The organism is Rufibacter hautae (genome assembly GCF_008271695.1).
Taxonomy (GTDB): domain Bacteria; phylum Bacteroidota; class Bacteroidia; order Cytophagales; family Hymenobacteraceae; genus Nibribacter; species Nibribacter hautae.
In genome coordinates, this window is sequence record NZ_VKKY01000003.1 from 167,577 (window position 1) to 184,566 (window position 16,990).

14 protein-coding genes are annotated in these 16,990 nt (G+C 50.4%); 8 read left to right on the forward strand and 6 right to left on the reverse strand.

The window, feature by feature from the left end:
* Positions 1–172: 172 nt before the first annotated feature.
* On the reverse strand, positions 173–649 hold the full coding sequence (locus FOA19_RS17120) for a hypothetical protein (RefSeq protein WP_149092083.1): 477 nt from the start codon (positions 647–649) through the stop codon (positions 173–175).
* 451 nt (positions 650–1,100) lie between these two features.
* Between FOA19_RS17120 and FOA19_RS17125 the strand changes: the two genes are divergently transcribed.
* Together FOA19_RS17125 and FOA19_RS17130 are read left to right on the forward strand one after the other, a co-directional pair.
* Entirely contained in the window at positions 1,101–2,225 is a 1,125-nt protein-coding gene (locus FOA19_RS17125; protein ID WP_190300449.1) for a TonB family protein, read from the forward strand.
* 33 nt (positions 2,226–2,258) lie between these two features.
* Positions 2,259–3,212, forward strand: coding sequence for a DUF1684 domain-containing protein (locus tag FOA19_RS17130; RefSeq protein WP_149092085.1), 954 nt, complete (start codon positions 2,259–2,261; stop codon positions 3,210–3,212).
* Positions 3,213–3,275: 63 nt separating this feature from the next.
* Here FOA19_RS17130 and FOA19_RS17135 read toward each other — a convergent pair whose 3' ends face one another.
* The 3 genes from FOA19_RS17135 to FOA19_RS17145 all read right to left on the reverse strand — a co-directional run bounded on the left by FOA19_RS17135 (position 3,276) and on the right by FOA19_RS17145 (position 5,781).
* On the reverse strand, positions 3,276–3,836 hold the full coding sequence (locus FOA19_RS17135) for a hypothetical protein (protein WP_149092086.1): 561 nt from the start codon (positions 3,834–3,836) through the stop codon (positions 3,276–3,278).
* 66 nt (positions 3,837–3,902) lie between these two features.
* On the reverse strand, positions 3,903–5,021 hold the full coding sequence (locus FOA19_RS17140) for a lysylphosphatidylglycerol synthase transmembrane domain-containing protein (protein WP_149092087.1): 1,119 nt from the start codon (positions 5,019–5,021) through the stop codon (positions 3,903–3,905).
* Positions 5,005–5,781 carry a segregation and condensation protein A gene (locus tag FOA19_RS17145; RefSeq protein WP_149092088.1) on the reverse strand — a complete coding sequence of 259 codons (777 nt, stop codon included), beginning with the start codon at positions 5,779–5,781 and terminating at the stop codon, positions 5,005–5,007. Before FOA19_RS17145 ends, FOA19_RS17140 begins: the two co-directional genes overlap by 17 nt.
* Positions 5,782–6,174: 393 nt before the next feature.
* Here FOA19_RS17145 and dxs point away from each other — a divergent pair, with 393 nt between their 5' ends.
* The 5 genes from dxs to FOA19_RS17170 all read left to right on the forward strand — a co-directional run bounded on the left by dxs (position 6,175) and on the right by FOA19_RS17170 (position 13,260).
* Positions 6,175–8,091 (forward strand): 1-deoxy-D-xylulose-5-phosphate synthase, encoded by a 1,917-nt coding sequence (gene dxs, locus FOA19_RS17150; protein ID WP_149092089.1) that lies wholly within the window; start codon positions 6,175–6,177, stop codon positions 8,089–8,091.
* 163 nt (positions 8,092–8,254) lie between these two features.
* Complete coding sequence (locus FOA19_RS17155) at positions 8,255–8,509, forward strand: hypothetical protein (RefSeq protein WP_149092090.1); 255 nt, start codon at positions 8,255–8,257, stop codon at positions 8,507–8,509.
* Positions 8,510–8,693: 184 nt separating this feature from the next.
* Positions 8,694–9,242 (forward strand): hypothetical protein, encoded by a 549-nt coding sequence (locus FOA19_RS17160; protein ID WP_149092091.1) that lies wholly within the window; start codon positions 8,694–8,696, stop codon positions 9,240–9,242.
* Positions 9,243–9,298: 56 nt separating this feature from the next.
* Complete coding sequence (locus tag FOA19_RS17165; RefSeq protein WP_149092092.1) at positions 9,299–10,114, forward strand: alpha/beta fold hydrolase; 816 nt, start codon at positions 9,299–9,301, stop codon at positions 10,112–10,114.
* Positions 10,115–10,326: 212 nt separating this feature from the next.
* Positions 10,327–13,260 (forward strand): WD40/YVTN/BNR-like repeat-containing protein, encoded by a 2,934-nt coding sequence (locus tag FOA19_RS17170; protein ID WP_149092093.1) that lies wholly within the window; start codon positions 10,327–10,329, stop codon positions 13,258–13,260.
* Positions 13,261–13,382: 122 nt separating this feature from the next.
* On the opposite strand, the gene FOA19_RS17175 is transcribed toward FOA19_RS17170, so the two are convergent.
* On the reverse strand, positions 13,383–13,823 hold the full coding sequence (locus tag FOA19_RS17175; RefSeq protein ID WP_149092094.1) for a response regulator: 441 nt from the start codon (positions 13,821–13,823) through the stop codon (positions 13,383–13,385).
* A gap of 309 nt (positions 13,824–14,132) precedes the next feature.
* Between FOA19_RS17175 and FOA19_RS17180 the strand changes: the two genes are divergently transcribed.
* A complete protein-coding gene (locus FOA19_RS17180; RefSeq protein ID WP_149092095.1) occupies positions 14,133–15,188 on the forward strand; it encodes a hypothetical protein in 1,056 nt (351 codons plus the stop codon).
* Positions 15,189–15,490: 302 nt separating this feature from the next.
* Here FOA19_RS17180 and FOA19_RS17185 read toward each other — a convergent pair whose 3' ends face one another.
* Positions 15,491–16,987 carry a SusD/RagB family nutrient-binding outer membrane lipoprotein gene (locus FOA19_RS17185; protein WP_149092096.1) on the reverse strand — a complete coding sequence of 499 codons (1,497 nt, stop codon included), beginning with the start codon at positions 16,985–16,987 and terminating at the stop codon, positions 15,491–15,493.
* Positions 16,988–16,990: the final 3 nt, after the last annotated feature.

Sequence of the window (16,990 nt, forward strand, 5' to 3'; positions counted from 1 at the left end):
CTTATATTGTATAAAGCCGTTGTAATCAAGTTCTTAATAGAAGAGCTTTGCATAAAAAACGCCTGACTTTACAGCCAGGCGTTTTTTATTGGTATGGTGTTTTAGGCCTTGTTTACTTGAAATGGGCTAAAAGCAGGCCTAGATGCTTAGTGCCTATCCCAAGCCAAGTAGACTAGTATTCTGCCTGACCAGCTTGCCCTCCGGAATTGTCAAACGCCATCATGAGAATGTAGCTTGTCATGGCGCCCACGGCAGTTCCCAGAATCACCACCGAGCCCAGCACCATTAACAGCGGCAACCGGAAACCAAAGTAATCCTGGTTTTGCAGGACCCCGGCGTACCCAGGATTAAGGAAGATCGCATGGAAGAGAATAAAGGCTGCGTAGAGCCCGGCCCCCACTAAGCCCACCAGAAAACCAATGGACAACCCGGGCAGGTAAGGGGGATGTCTATGCAGGGCGTCATAGTTTTTTCTGAAGGTGTTGATGGCCAGCATCACGGCTATTAGAATGAAGATATTGCTGCCAAAACGAATGACTTCGCTGTTTTGTAAGCCAACGAAGTTAATAAACAGGTAATAGATGATCATCGCAACGGCGGAGAAGGTGCCATAATAAATACCGATGCGTTGGGCTGAATTTGTTGCCATTTGATTCCATTCTTAAAGTAGGGATTGCAATTACCAGAGGATTTGAACGGGCGCTTTTTCTGAGGATTGAAAAAGGACGATGGGCATTATTTTATACGGGAAGAGTTGTGTTTCATCAACAGGGCATGTTGGAAAGCCATCTTCTGCGGAGGTATGTTTTTGTAACCACCATCCTTGCCGAATGTTTACTGAAGTTTTTTCCTGCAACACTTCTCAGTTTCAATTCCTAGAGAAACCAACCTGTCTTATCCAAGAAATAGCACTAACTGTTTACAGGCTACTTTCCTGAAAACACCCTTAATTCATACATTCAGCTTATATATACTTAGAATTCTAAAGAAAGTAGACTCCGTTTTTCGTACTTTTTACAGTAGTTTTAAGCCTTGTATTCAAAATATATATCAAAAATTAAATACAATAATCTATCCATCAACTATCCTGCATGGCTCCTATGCGCTACAGTGTTCTCTTGTCTTTTATCCTGTTCGTTATCCAGCTTGAGAAGGCTGCAGCGCAGGTGGTATCCGTCACTATTTTCTACGATCTAAACAGAGTGGTTACTATCAAGCAGAATGCCGCTATCATACGCGTGGCGTCTTTTGATACAGTTTCCCTCAAGTTCAAAGGAAAGGTCACCGACTATTTTGCCAACGGGCAGGCTTTTCAGCAGTTTACCTATGGTGAGGATGGCAAAGAAGGGATTTACCAGTTGCTTCACCCGAACAAGAAGTTAGACCGGGACGGGTTTTTTAAAGCGAACCAACCGGTTGGCAAATGGAAGTTCTACTATCCCGATGGCAAGCCGCTGCAGACCGTGGAGTTTCTGCCCAACCGAGATTATAAAGTGCTGGAGTTCTACAACTTTCTAGGCCAGCAAATGATCAAAGACGGGACCGGTGCTTGGGAAACCACCAGCCGAATCAGGGTAGGGCTTACCTACTTTGACTTGCTGCTGAACGGGCAATGGAAAGACGGGGTGAGGACCGGCCAATGGCAGTTCCTGAAGCCAGACGGAAAGAAAGTTCTGGTAAAAGAGTATGAAAACGGGATTGTCAAGAAGAGGAAGTTGTATAACCCCAGTAACGGTGGAGTAGCGGATGCCAAATTGCTTCAGGAAGATGAACTCTGGCCTTTCCTGATCTCCCTGCAAGACATGGAACAGCTGAGATTTGACCCAGATATATTTGACGGTAAAGAAAGGGCATTGCAGTATATTTTAAGGAAAGAACATCTGTTGCCCTTAGATTCACTTAAGCAAGCAGGCAGCATTAAGATTGAAAAAGGACCTGAGTTTCCAGGCGGGCAAGAAGCTATGTTCAGATTTATGGGTACCAATTTTAGAATATCCCCTATTGATGCAAGAAGCAGAGTGTCTGGTACTGTGGTTGTCTCATTTGTGGTGGAAGTAGATGGATCAGTGTCTGATCCCAAAGTAATCAAATCCCTATCAATTGGGCTTGATGCGGAAGCGGTAAGAGTCATTAGGTTGATGCCCAGGTGGAAACCTGCCATGCTCAACGGTAAACCAGTGCCCTACACCTATACTGTTCCTTACAGCATCAGATTTGGGAACTGATAAACCAATTAAAGTAATTGAAAATAAACCCATATGTTCCTGAAGTCATTTGCCCCCGGTTTTTTGCTGTTGCTCTTACTTCCCATGCTAAGCCTTGGGCAGCAAGTATCCCCGCCGGATTACAGGGAAGAGATCGCCAGACACCGTGCCCATGAAGACAGCATTTTTAAGTTCGATGAACACTCTCCGCTGAAAGCCGAGGCAAAGGCGGATTTCAAGGGCTTAGAGTATTTCCCCGTGAACGAAGCCTACCGCGTTAGGGCAAAGTTTATCAGAAACACACAGGAAACGGTGTTCGTTATGCCTACCACCGGCACCCGCACCCCAGAGTACGTGAAATATGGCGAGTTGCATTTCAGGCTGCAGGGCCAGAACCTCAAACTGAGCGTGTACCAGAACCAGGAACTAAAAAAGCAGCCCAAGTACCTGACCTACCTGTTCATCCCCTTCACCGATGCCACCACGGGCCAGGAAACCTATGCCACCGGCCGCTACCTTGACTTCACCATCCCCATGGGCACCGACAGCGTGGCGCTGGATTTCAACAAAGCCTACAACCCGTACTGCGCCTACGGCGATGGCTATTCCTGTCCCATCCCGCCCAAAGAAAATAAATTGCCCGTGCGCATTGAGGCAGGCGTGAAGAACTATGAGAAAGCTGAGGAGAGAGGTAAAGAAAGTGCGATTCCAGTTGGGCCAGAGTTTCCCGGGGGAATAGCCGGTGTGCTTAAATTTATTTCAAAGAAATATAAGATGCCACGAGACGTGCGGAAAGAAGGAAGTTTCAAAGGAACAATAGAAGTGTCATTTGTAATCTCACCTAGTGGTGAAGTAGGAGATATAAAGATCATAAAATCTCTTTCTCCTAGTTTAGATGCTGAAATGATAAGAGTAGTAAACAAGATGCCTCGTTGGAAACCCGGAACAATAAATGGTGTGCCGACAGCCTATAGATATTCTTTACCCTACTGGATTTTTCATAAATAAGAAAGAAACCGGCCCTAAGTTTTGGAGACAGTAAAAAGGCTAGTAAGAAGAAAAACTGAAAGGCTATTGGACCTTCACGCTAGTCAGGACTCGATTGATAGCGTTATCGGTTTTCAAATCATCCATCCCGAAGATGGACAGGACATAGATCTTTCCTTTTTGATCAGAATAGGCGTAGCCTTTCACCATCATCTTTTCGGTGCCTCTGGTGAAGGTTCCGGTAGCCAGGTAAGTGCTTTTCTGGTTATTCTGCTCCAGGAAATCTATCTGGAAATCCGTGCCTTGCAGTTGCACTACCGCATTCTGAATAGCTCCCTGTAAGCTGCCCTGAACATTGCCCGCGCCATTTTTGATATGCATAAACATGCCGTAGATAATCACCTGATCCGTCTTGCCCATGTAAGACTCCACCCCATGGAAAAGCGCTTTCTGCTCGGCGGGTAGGGCAAAATCCATTTTCTCCAAAGCCGCTGGCGTGGAAACGGAAAGACCTTGGAAAGTACTCAGCACCCATGGTTTTTCCTCCATTATGCGAAAAGGTGCCGGAACGCCGGGGGCAGCAGCCAGGTTAGAAAATGGCAATAAAGCCATCGCAAGGCCTACCGTAAGCTTTGAGAATTTCATTTGGGAATAGTAAGATGGAATATAAATAGGGGAGAGAAAAGCTGTTCTGTAGGTAATTCCACGCCTTTAGAGACTTCCCGTTTTTCGCTCTCTTTCCTCAGAAACAGGCTTTAAACGCAATTGCCCTTCTTCCTCCTCATCCTCGGGATGCTCACCGAAGACGCGCAGCACCCAGCGGGGCAGGAAGAAAGAGCCCAGAATGAGGTACAGGTAATACGTCACCACGCGGTACAGCAGAATGATCACCGTAGTGAAACGGCCCAGGAACTGCCCGAAGAACGTGGGGAAAGCCACCTCGGCGATACCAGCCCCGCCGGGCGTCACCGCCACCAGCAGCACAATCTTGTAGACCATGTTGCGGGAGAAAATGAGCACGTGGTCATGAAAGCTGATGTCTGTGAAGGCGGCGATTAGGCAGTTGATCACAAAATAGCGGGCGGTCCAGACGAAGGCGGTGCTCAGGGCGGCGTTGGCCCAATACCCGAAGGTGCTGCCTTTCAGTTGCTGCGAAGCCCACACCAGCTCGTTTCCGTTCTTGTACGCGGCAGCCCGCCAGCGGCGTGTTAACTTGAAAGAAGTGGCCCGCAAGAAGATTCGTTTTACCGCAGTAGGGTTAATCAGGAGGCCGTAGGCCATCAAGAAAGCGTAGAAAGCAATAAGAATGTAACTAACCGCAAAAGCGATCTCCAGACTCTGCGTCACCGAGAATTCCATGGCAGAAACCTCAGGGAAGATAGCGCCAGCCGTAATCAGGAAAACCAAAGGCACGGCAATGATGAAGTACAGGTTGTCCATCATGGCCGTGACCATCACGTAGGCCAGGGATTTTCCAAGGCTCAGGCCTTCTTTGTTCAAAATAAAGGCCGCCACCGTGGAGCCGCCCACCACCGAGGGCATCACGCAGGAGGCGAACTCCCACAGCATGATCACCTCAACGCTCTTTTTCCAGCTCAGGAACTTCTCCGTCACGTACCTGATGCGGTAAATGTACCCGAAGTCGCGCACCACCAGCACCGCAAAGGTCATGAAGAGCCAGAACGGCTTGGCATTGTAGAGCGGCGAGAAGTCCATCTGGGCGCTGTCTCTATAGAACATGTACCCGATGACGCCCAGCCCAATCACCACTGGAATGAGAATGCGTTGCGGCGTGAAGTACGAGAGCAGTTTCTTACGATTCAGATCCATGGTCAGTGAGGGTCAGGTGCTGGTGTTCAGAATAAGGCACTATACGGAAATTATTAAACCCTTCCGCAATCTCCAAGCCAATTTCGTTGAGCTGGAGCAGATCCAGGATGGCCAGGAAGTTGAAAATCAAACCGATTTTATCTGGGAAAGCCTCTACCAGGTCCATGAACTGCACCGTGCCCTGGGCGCTCACCCGGTGCTTGATGTAGTTGCGCTGCTGCTCAATGGTGTAAGGGTAGGTGTAGACGGTGTGCTTGGGCCGGTTCTGCTCGTCCTCGTACCGCTGCATGGCCTTGTGGAACGACTGCATGAGGTGGTAGAGATTGAGGTCTTTGAGCTCGTACTCCAGCTGGTGCTTGGCGGCAATCTTGCTGTTTTCCTCATCGGTGTTGCCGCGTTCCTCCTGCTGCAGGCGCACGTCTTCCAGCAAACTCAGGTCACCCAAAACTTCTTTGAACCGCTTGTACTCCAGCAGGTGCTGTACCAACTCTTGGCGCGGGTCAATCTCGTTGCCCTGCTCGTCTTTCTCAAAGCGGGGCAGCAGCATCTTGGCCTTGATGCGCATGAGCGTGGCGGCCGTGAGAATAAACTCGCTGGCTACCTCCATGTTCATGGTTTCCAGCTGCCGGATGTAGCCCACAAAATCATTGGTGATCTTGAAGATGGGAATATCATGGATGTCCAACTCATCGCGCTCAATGAAGAAGAGCAACAGGTCAAACGGGCCCTCAAAGAGCGACAGCTTTATTTCGAAACTCACGTGTGGCGATACGGCAATGGTGTACTTGCAAAATTACGTATAAGTATTGCCATGTGCCAGCGTTTACGCCAGAAGAACCTGTTTTTGAGCTGTTTTCTGAAATTTAGGCCCTAAACAAAGCATTGGCAGGTAATTTGCAGGCCTACACAGCGTTTAACAGACTGTTTTCCCAAGCGTAAGCCCCAAAGGAAAGTTCAGGCCTTTAATTGGAGATATGCTGTTTTAAGGCTACTTTTCAGGAATAAGGCTAAAAATGCGCTTGCCTTGACGGGCGCAGGAAAGGTCCTCTGAGAAATAATTCTTAATTTTGCCTTCTACTGGGTGCGGCTACGTATATGTGAAAACTTTCAGAGTCTTACGCTGTTGCATCAATATCCACCCAAGTGCACCCCTATGATAATTGAACCCGGAGAACTGCTGGCCCATATTAACTCGCCTGCAGATTTGCGCCAACTTCCTGAAGATCAGCTGCAACAGGTCTGCCAGGAATTAAGGCAATTCATCATTGACAACGTGTCTATTTACGGAGGGCACTTCGGGGCGAGTCTAGGTGTGGTGGAGATGACGGTAGCCTTGCATTATGTATTCAACACGCCGTATGACCAACTAGTCTGGGACGTAGGGCACCAAGCCTACGGACACAAAATTCTCACCGGCCGCAGAGATAACTTCCACACCAACCGCAAACTCAACGGTATCTCGGGTTTCCCTAAAAGAAAAGAAAGCGAGTACGATGCCTTCGGGGTGGGCCATTCCAGCACGTCTATCTCGGCGGCCTTGGGCATGGCGGTGGCTTCGCAGTACAAAAAGGAATTTGACCGTCACCACATTGCCGTGATTGGCGATGGCTCTATGACCGCGGGCATGGCCTTTGAGGCCCTGAACCACGGCGGCGCCTCAGACGCCGATCTGCTGGTGGTGCTCAACGACAACTGCATGAGCATTGACCCTAACGTGGGCGCGCTCAAAGAATACCTCACCGATATCACCACTTCCCGCACCTACAACAAAGTGCGCGACGAGATCTGGAACATCCTGGGTAAGATTAGCAAGTTCGGGCCCAACGCCCAGCAGATCGTGGCCAAAGTGGAAAGCGGCATCAAAGCCACGCTCCTGAAGCAGAGCAACCTGTTTGAGAGCCTGAACTTCCGCTATTTCGGTCCTATTGATGGCCATGATGTGAACCACATGGCATCGGTGCTGAAAGATCTCAAGAAAATTCCGGGACCTAAAATCCTGCATTGCGTGACGGTGAAAGGGAAGGGCTTTGCCTTAGCCGAGAAAGAACAAACCAAGTGGCACGCTCCCGGTCTGTTTGACAAAGTCACCGGCGAGATCTACAAAGTACACCATACCACGCCGCAGCCGCCCAAATACCAGGATGTTTTCGGGCATACGTTGCTAGAAATGGCCCAAAAGAATGAGAGGATCATGGGCGTGACCCCGGCCATGCCGAGCGGTTCTTCCATGAACATCATGATGGCCGCCATGCCAGACCGCGCACTGGACGTGGGAATCGCTGAGCAGCACGCCGTGACGTTCTCCGCTGGTTTGGCCACGCAAGGCCTGGTGCCGTTCTGTAATATTTACTCCAGCTTCATGCAGCGGGCGTATGACCAAGTGGTGCATGATGTCTGCCTTCAGAACCTGCACGTGGTATTCTGTCTGGACCGCGCCGGTTTCGCCGGGGCCGATGGTCAGACCCACCACGGTTCCTATGACATTGCCTACATGCGCTGCATCCCTAACATGGTGGTGTCATCGCCCATGAACGAGCAGGAACTGCGCAACCTTATGTACACCGCTAGCCAAGACGGCATGGGACCTTTCACCATCCGGTACCCGCGCGGCGAAGGTGTGATGCCCGAGTGGCGCACCCCGTTGGAACTGATTGAAGTGGGCAAAGGCCGCGTCATTCAGGAAGGTGAGGAAGTAGCAATTCTGACTATCGGACACATTGGTAATTACGTGGTGGACGTTTGCAAGAACCTGAGAATGGACGGTCTGCGTCCGGGCCACTACGATATGCGTTTCGCCAAGCCATTGGACGAGAAAATGCTGCACCAGATTTTCCGGAAGTACGACAAAGTAGTGACCGTAGAAGATGGCTGCCTGCAAGGCGGTTTCGGGAGTGCCGTCCTAGAGTTCATGGCCGATCATGGCTACCAAGCCCAGGTAAAACGCCTCGGCATCCCGGATACGATTGTGGAGCACGGCTCACAGATGGAACTGCACCGCCTCTGCGGCTTCGACCCAGACGGCATTGAGCGCACCGTAAGAGAACTGATGGACGTAACCGTTCGGGTGTAATAACTCTTAAGACTATAAGATTAGACCTCACCGGTTTCCGGAACCGGTGAGGTCTTTTTGTTTCCGGGCTGATTTTATGAAAACGGCCTCCAACCGACTTAGTCAACTCGTTCTGACCCGTTAAAAACAAATCCTTACCTTTAAGCCAAAGATCTTTTTGCTCATGGCTGCACCTGCTTTGTCCCCAAAGGAGAAAACCAAAATCTATCTTACTTCCTTCCTGCTGGTGCTGGTAATCTACATGGTGATTGACCTGTATGTGCCCATCAAAAAGATGATAGCTGGGCATGATTTTGCCTTTTCAGAACTAATAGCTCATTTACAGCTGCCCAAGAAAGCGCCTTTTATAGTCCTGATCACCTGGCTTATGTCCATGAGCAGGATTGAGAAAAAGACCAAGGCTCTAGCCGCACATTGAAAGCTTTTACATGGCGAGGAATCCACCGTCAAATCTCTCTTCAACCAATATGTCCTCTTTGGAGAAAACCAAAAGGGAGGTTATTTATCTAGATTTGCTATCTTCCCTGCAGAACGCTCTGTCTATGAAAAATTTGGTCTTTCTCTCTTTTTGTCTTTGCTTATTTTCTTGTGAGCCTAAAGCCGTGCAAGACGCCCCGATAGTGGTTCAGGAGAACACCGCAGAAGCCTCGGTTGCTGAGGTAAGTGCACCAGTGATAGCTACTTCTGCCGTTAAAGACAACAAGAGCGCACCAGAGGCGGAAAGTGAATTTGTAGAAGGAGAAAACGGTGATTATGAAGAATATGCCACCTACTACGTCACCATTGCAGATACCGGAATGTCTTATTACCCGCTTCGGGAAAAGATGATGGCACTGTCCCAAGCCTTGCCATTACCAATTGATACCATGGGGCGGTATTATGACACTAAGAAAAGCCTGATTGTTTTGCCTGAGAATGACGAGGATGATTTGTTTGCCGGGGATTACTTTCCTAGACGAGGTCCGGACGTGCACCTAAGCTTGGAGTACCTGGATTTGTATCAGAAGAAAGCCGGAAAGAAAACCATTGCCTTGGTCTCCGGGATCTATGAGAAGAAAACCAGCGCAGATTCTGCCCTGCAGGTGCTGAAAAGCGCTGCGGGTGGAGCCTTCGTAGTAAAAACAGAGATGTACATTGGCTGTATTCACTAAAAGGATACTTCTTTTGCCATCCTTTCCGTAAAACAGGCCAAAATCCCTCTTGCGCCATGACCAATACCACCCTTGCCTATACTGAAATCGGCTCCGGCCCCGCCATTGTCTTCCTGCACGGCTTCTGCGAAAGCAAAGAACTCTGGACCGATTTCACCAAGCCGCTGCAGCACCAGTTCCGGATTATCACAGTAGACCTGCCTGGCCACGGCGAAAGCCCTGCCACCCAAGATTTCTCCATGGAAAACCAAGCCCAACAAGTGCAGGAAACCTTACAGACGTTGCAGGTAGAGAAATGCCTGCTGGTGGGCCACTCCATGGGCGGTTACGTGGGCATGGCCATGGCTGAGTTATTCCCTGAGTTGCTCTACGGCCTTTGCCTGTTCCACTCCAGTGCCTTGCCTGATTCTGAGGAGAAGAAAGAAACCCGCAACAAAACCGCCGACTTTGTGCAGAAACACGGCATTGACAAGTTCATGGACACGTTTGTAGCTCCTCTGTTCGCCGAAAGCAACCGGGTTTCTTGTACAGACGCCATCGAGAAGATGCAGGCCATCGGCAAAGCCACTCCTCAAGAAACTGTTTTGGGCTGCCTGCAAGCCATGCGCGACCGCCCAGACAGAACGGAGGTGCTGAGAACCACCGCAATTCCGGTGTTCTTCATCGCAGGCAAAGAAGACCCGGCGGTTCCGGTAGAAGCTACTTTGCAGCAGTGCCATTTGCCCGAGAACAGCATGACCTACTTTTTGGGACACGTGGGCCACATGGGCATGTTTGAGAATACCGCCCTCACGCGGCAGGCTTTGCTCAAGTTCGCCGAGACCCTGTACCCCGCTGATGCCCAAAAATACAGAGCGGCTAATTCTTTTTAATTCCAAGAAGAAGCTAACTGCTTTTCAGCGCCGTTTAGAGGTTGTTTTTAAGAAAGCAGCCTCTAAACGGCGCTTCTGTTTCGGTGGCACACAGTTTTCAAGGTAAGGGAGAGACAAAACCAACAGGGCGTTTCCGTAACTCCCGTTTTTACGCTATTTTCAGATTTTAAAACCTACTCCTAACGCGAACAAATCTACTTCCCTTGCCTTTTATGCTACGCAAACCCTTGTACCCACTCATGCTGATGGGGCTTCTGAGCCTTCCAGCGGTGGCCCAGAAAAAAGAAAAGCAACCTGCGGCCACTTCCGCCAAATCCCGGATGGAAGGGTATCAGCAACGGTTGCAACTGCAGAAAAACTCTCTGGTAAGCAACCTGCCGTTCCGTAACGTGGGACCGACTGTGATGAGCGGGCGCGTGGTAGACGTAGACGTAAACCCAGCAGACCCCACCAATTTTTACGTGGCCTACGCCTCCGGCGGATTGTGGCACACCACCAACAACGGTATCTCCTTTGAGCCACTTTTCAGCAACGAAACGGTCATCACCATAGGGGACATCAGCGTTGACTGGAAGACCAATACCATTTACCTGGGAACCGGCGAGGCCAACTCCAGTCGCTCTTCTTACTCAGGCGTGGGTATTTATAAAAGCACCGATGGCGGCAAAACCTGGCAGTACAAAGGCCTGCCGGAGAGTCACCACATTGGGCGTATCATCCAGCACCCTACAGATCCCAACACGGCTTGGGTAGCGGCTTTGGGTCACCTGTATTCGCCTAACACCGAGCGCGGCGTCTATAAAACCACTGATGGCGGCAACACCTGGAAGCACGTCCTGAAAGGCGGCGACGACAACACCGGAGCCGTGGACTTGGTCATTGACCCTTCCAATCCCAATGTCCTATACACCAGCATGTGGCACCGCGAGCGCCGCGCTTGGAACTTTGTGGAAGGCGGCAGCACCTCGGGCGTGTTCAAAAGCACCGATGGCGGAAACGCCTGGCAGCGTATCACGGGCGGCAACAGCGGCTTTCCGGCTACGGAAGGCATCGGGCGGATTGGTTTGAGCATTTTCCCGCAGAACCCCAACATCATCTACGCCAGCGTAGACAACCAAGACCTGCGCCAAGATGTGAAACCGGCCGTGGCTACCGGCAACAAGCTGCGCAAAGAGCAATTCAAAGACTTCACCAAGGAGGATCTCCTAAAGATGGACGATGCTTCCATCAACAGCTTCCTGGAGGAAAACAACTTCCCGCGCCAGTACACGGCCAAAACCGTGAAAGAGATGGTGAGTTCTGATAAAATCAGGCCGGTGGCGCTGTCAGATTTCTTGGTAGATGCCAACTCCATGATGATTGAAACCCCGGTGACGGGTGCGCAGGTGTACCGCTCAGACGATGCCGGCAAGACCTGGAAGAAAACGCACGAGGGCTACATAGATGACCTGTACTACACCTACGGCTATTATTTTGGGGTAATCCGGGTGTCGCCGTTGAACGCGAACCACGTGTACATTCTGGGCGTGCCGTTGCTGAAATCAGAGGATGCGGGCAAAACTTGGAAAGAGATCGGCGGCGATAACGTGCACTCAGACCACCAGGATTTATGGGTAAGCCCTACGCGTCCGGGCCATTTGGTTAACGGCAACGACGGCGGTATCAACATCACCTATGACGATGGAAAAACCTGGTTCAAGGCCAACTCGCCGGCGGTAGGGCAGTTCTACTCTGTGACTGTAGACATGGCCCAGCCTTACAACGTGTACGGCGGCTTGCAGGACAACGGCGTGTGGGGCGGCCCAAGTACGTACGCGGCCAGCTCCGCCTGGACCGACAACGGCCGTTATCCGTACCAGCGCCTCGGCGGCGGTGACGGCATGATGGTGCAGGTAGACTACCGCGACAACAACACCGTGTACACCGGCTCGCAGTACGGCGCGTACTACCGCCTGAACAAAGCCACCGGACAGCGTTTGTCCATCCAACCTAAGCATCAATTGGGTGAGCGTCCATTGCGCTTCAACTGGGAAAGCCCGATTCTTCTCTCACGCCACAACCAGGATGTGCTGTACTTCGGGTCTAATAAATTCCACCGTTCCCTGAACAAAGGCGAAAACATGGAAGCTCTCTCTGGTGATTTGACCAAAGGTGGCCGCAAAGGCGATGTGGGCTACGGCACCCTGACTACTATTGAAGAATCGCCTAAGAAGTTCGGTTTGCTATACACCGGCTCCGACGATGGATTGATTCATGTGAGCCGAGACGGAGGCTACACCTGGACGAAGATCTCTGACAAACTTCCGCAGGACATGTGGATCAGCGGATTGGTGGCTTCGGCGGAAAACGAAGGCACTGTTTATGCCACCCTGAACGGCTACCGTTGGGATGATTTCAACCCTTACCTGTTTGTGTCTCAAGACTACGGAAAGACCTGGAAGCAAATAGGCAAAGATTTGCCAAAAGAGCCGCTAAACGTAGTGCGGGAAGATCCTAAGAATACCAACGTGCTATACGTGGGATCGGATAACGGCTTGTACGTGTCCTTTGACAAAGGCCAAACCTTCCAGGCGATGGGCGGCGATGTGTTGCCAGCAGTGGCGGTACATGATTTGGCCATCCATCCGCGCGAGAATGATTTGATAGTGGGCACGCATGGCCGCTCCATCTACATCGGTAACGTGGCGCATTTGCAGCAACTCACGCCAGCCGTGCAGCAGAAAGGCGTGCATGTGTTCCAGATTACTCCGCCGCAGTACTCAGAGCGTTGGGGCCAGAAGTTCGGGGCCTGGAATGAGCCGATGACGCCTTCTTTGACCATCCCTTACTTCGTGAATGCAGCTGGTACCGCCACCGTGCGCGTGAAAACCGACAAAGGACAGGTGCTGAAAGAACTGAAAGACCAAAGCGAGCGCGGCCTGAACTACGTGGCGTATGACTTAACCTTGGAAACAGCGAACACGGCTGCCTACGAGCAAGCGCTGAACGAAGGCCGCAAAGGTGGTGATCCGGTGAAGGTAACCAAATCTGCCAATGAGCAGCTGTACCTGCGTCCGGGGAAATACGTGGTGGAAGTTGAAGCCAACGGGAACAAGACCTCGCAGGAATTCACGTTGAAAGCGCCTGAGCGCCGGGGAAGAGAATAGGGCTGGACCTGTCTAAAAAGAAGAACTTCCGTTTTTGTCCTGTTTCACAGAAAGCAGGGCAGAAACGGAAGTTCTTCTTTTTAGGCGGATCACGTACGTGCTTTGAGCCACTATGCTGGGAATCAGTTACTGGCGAAAGTGTCAGTGCTGGAGCTTTCAGACCCGAAATGCTCTTTGATCAGGTGGAGGGCATCGGCTTGGGTGAGCGGCTTGGACAAGTGGCCATCCACATCGGGAAACTCTTTGAGGCGGTGCAGGTCATAGAAACTGGCCGAGGAAGACAAGGCGAACAGTTTCTTCGCTTTCCGTTCCGGGGACAGGTGCTGGTATCGCTCCAGGAAGTCAAACCCATCCATCACCGACATTTTTATATCCACCAGAATCAAATCCAGGGGAAAATCAGACTCCAGGTGTTCGGGGCTGCTTAGGTACGTGAGGGCTGCCTGGCCATCGGTAACCACGTCAATGTGCTGCGCGATCTCGGCTTTGTTGAGAACGCGTTTGTTCATATAGTTGGTGATATCGTCGTCGTCAATTAACAAGATCCGGTTGATTCTTTCCATGGGTGGAGCGTTTTGTTTCCGGTAAAGGTACAGTATACGCAAAATAAGGAGCCGGGTAAGAAAGAATATAAACCTAGGCAAACCAGCATCCGCCTATGATGCCTTCCAGTGAATTGAAACCAAGATAGGGAAAGGATTTTGGGTGAAGGAAGAAGGTAGGAGGTATTTGTGATAAGGGTTTGGCAATCAAAGCTTTGTACAGGCGGATTTAACCCCGTTGTTTTTTTCTGAGGAGAAGCTGTTGAAAAAGCCTATCTTCAAGACCATAAAGGCGTAAACCGCAAATTTGATTTATCCACTTAGTCTCACATGAATTTTAACCCGATAAAAAGAGGAAACAGTCTACAACTGCTGTGTGCCTTTGGCATAGGTTTGCTTACCGCTTGTAATACTGGCGGGCAAAAGGAAGCGAACGGAGCCCAAGCCGCTACCCACCAAGACGCGGTCGCTACCCCAGACTCCACCCAAAAAGCGAAAGCCACGGCTACTGCCTTGAAAGACACTACCGCTGTGGGTGATTCTACTGCCGCTCCGGCGGCCCCTGCTTTTGTAGTCAATGACGAAGCGGCCGACAACCCCGGTGCCATTCTGCCTCATAAACGGATTGTGGCTTATTATGGAAATCCGCTCTCTAAACGGATGGGGATCTTGGGCGAGATTCCTCGGGAACAAATGCTGGCCAGACTTGACGGCGAAGTAAAAGCTTGGCAAGCGGCAGACCCCAGTATTCCGGTACAGCCGGCACTTCACCTGGTGTTTGTGACCGCCCAGGGCGCTCCCGGAAAAAGCGGTACCTACCGTATGCGCATGAGCGATCACCTGGCTGATACCGTGATTGCCTGGGCTGCCAAAAGAAACGCCATTGTGTTCCTTGACATCCAGATCGGACGCAGCACCGTGGAGGCTGAATTGCCGCGCCTGGAACAATGGCTCAAATTGCCCCAGGTGCATTTAGGCATTGACCCGGAATTCGCGATGAAGAACGGCGCCATCCCAGGCCGTAAAATAGGTGCCCTGGATGCAAGTGAAATCAACTATGCCACCCAATTCCTGAACGATATCGCTGTGAAGTATAACTTGCCGCCAAAGATTCTGGTGGTGCATCGTTTCACCCAGCGCATGGTGACCAATTACAAGAACATCAAGCTGCGGCCCAACGTGCAGTTTGTCATGCACATGGACGGTTGGGGCGACCGCGTCCTAAAGAAGAGCACTTACCTGGCGTACATCAAGAAGGAGCCCGTTCAGTATACCGGTTTCAAAATCTTCTACTACAACGATACCAAGAAGAAAGGCTCCAAGCTGTATACGCCTAAAGAAGTACTGGCGCTTACTCCTAAACCGATGTATATTCAGTATCAATAATTGGATAACCAGTGTTTTAGACCTGTTTTCAAAGAAACAGAGCCAAAATAAAAAGAGGTGCCATAACGGCACCTCTTTTTATTTTGGTTAAAAGGTGATTTCAGATTAATGAAAGTTTATGAAGTAAGTCACAGCCTTTCATTTTGCTATAATCCACAGATTCTTCTGCTTTGGCTTGCGTCTTTTTAGTTGCAGCAGTTGGTGAAAGATTTATTAAAGCCAATGGCATTTAAGGTACCAAGCCAAACAGAAAAGCCTTCCCATTTGGGAAGGCTTTTCTGTTTGGCTTGGTTTCTGACGGCTTATTGTCTGGTATCCCAGAAAACGCGAACATTCATGTCTGGCTTCTGAACGAAGTTTGTGTTGGAGTTGGTTTCTGCCTCTGGGTAATAGAGAGATCTTGGAATGTAATCTGTGGCGGCAATGGTAGAAGAAACCGGAGTAATGGCTGGATAACCAGTTCTTCTCCAATCGTTCCATGGTTCCAAAGCAACACCATAGTTGGCGATGTACTTCTCCTGGATGATCTGCTGCAATGGATTAACTGCTAACAACGGGTTGGCCAAAATATAGGCATCTTGGGCAGCCGTAGCTACACCAGCAGCTGTCATAGAAGCTCTTATACCTGCCTGGTAGAAAGGAGTGGCTTCGGCTAATCCGCCGCCAAAACGCAGGGCATGCTCAGCTCTGATGAAGTTGTACTCCGCAAACGTCAGCATCCGGATAGGGGCACTGCCAGTATAGGCATTGTTGTACGCGGCATTGGCGTTGATACCACCATCGGCTCTTGGCGTGATGGTGCCTTTCAGAGCGCCTCTAAGGTAGGTGTGCAGGCGCGAATAGTTTGTAGACTCTGGGTCACCGGCAGCGGCTCCTTTGTATTGGCCAGACCCGTACGGGAAGTCAGTGAAGTAAGAAGCTCTGCGTGGGTCCACTTTCTCGTTCATAAAATCCACCAAATATTTGTTCGGGAAAGTGTAGTTTAAACGGCTTACCTCAAATTGATGGATTGGGTTTTGGGAGGCGGTCGCGTCTACAAACGCCATCTCGAAATTATCGGCGTTGGACGTCATGAATGGTCCGCCCGTGGCAATCAGAGCATCCATTTGCGATTTGGCAAATGCCGGATCTTTCTCGCTGTACTTCAGAAATAAACGAAGCTTAAGCGTGTTGCCAAACTTCAGCCATTTCAAACTGTCACCGCGGTAAATGGTTTCATTGGCACCAGGCAGCAAAAGTGACGCTTTAGCCGGGGTTTTGATATCTGCGATTCCCTGGTCTATTAATTTGAAGAGTTCAGGGTAAATGGCAGCATCATCGTCAACCTTTGGCGAGAGGTTCGCAACCCCCTGCAGGGCTTCTGTAAAGGGAACGTCGCCCCATACATCTACGGCCTGAGAGTACGTGTACGCCTTCAGGATTCGGCCAATGCCAGTATAGCGCGGGCTGCCTTCACTGTTATTAATGACATATTCAATGTCTGGCAAAGCCGTCGCATAGAATGCATTGTACAGGTTATTCAGGTCAGAGGGCTGGATCAGGTACCGCTGGTATTCGCGGGTCTGGATGGTAGGACCGGCCTGGCCAGAGAATTGCTGCATAATTAGGGACGTGAAACGGTGCAGGTCACTTCCGTTTCTGAACCCGGTGTTAACCGTGGCGTTGGTCAATACCTGAGCAATGGGAGCCTCAGTTGGGCTGTTCGGGTTTTCGTTTACGTCCAGGAATTCATCACAAGAGCTAAAGGACAGCATAAATGCCGCCAGTACCCCGGCAGATATATATTTTAATTTCTTCATTTC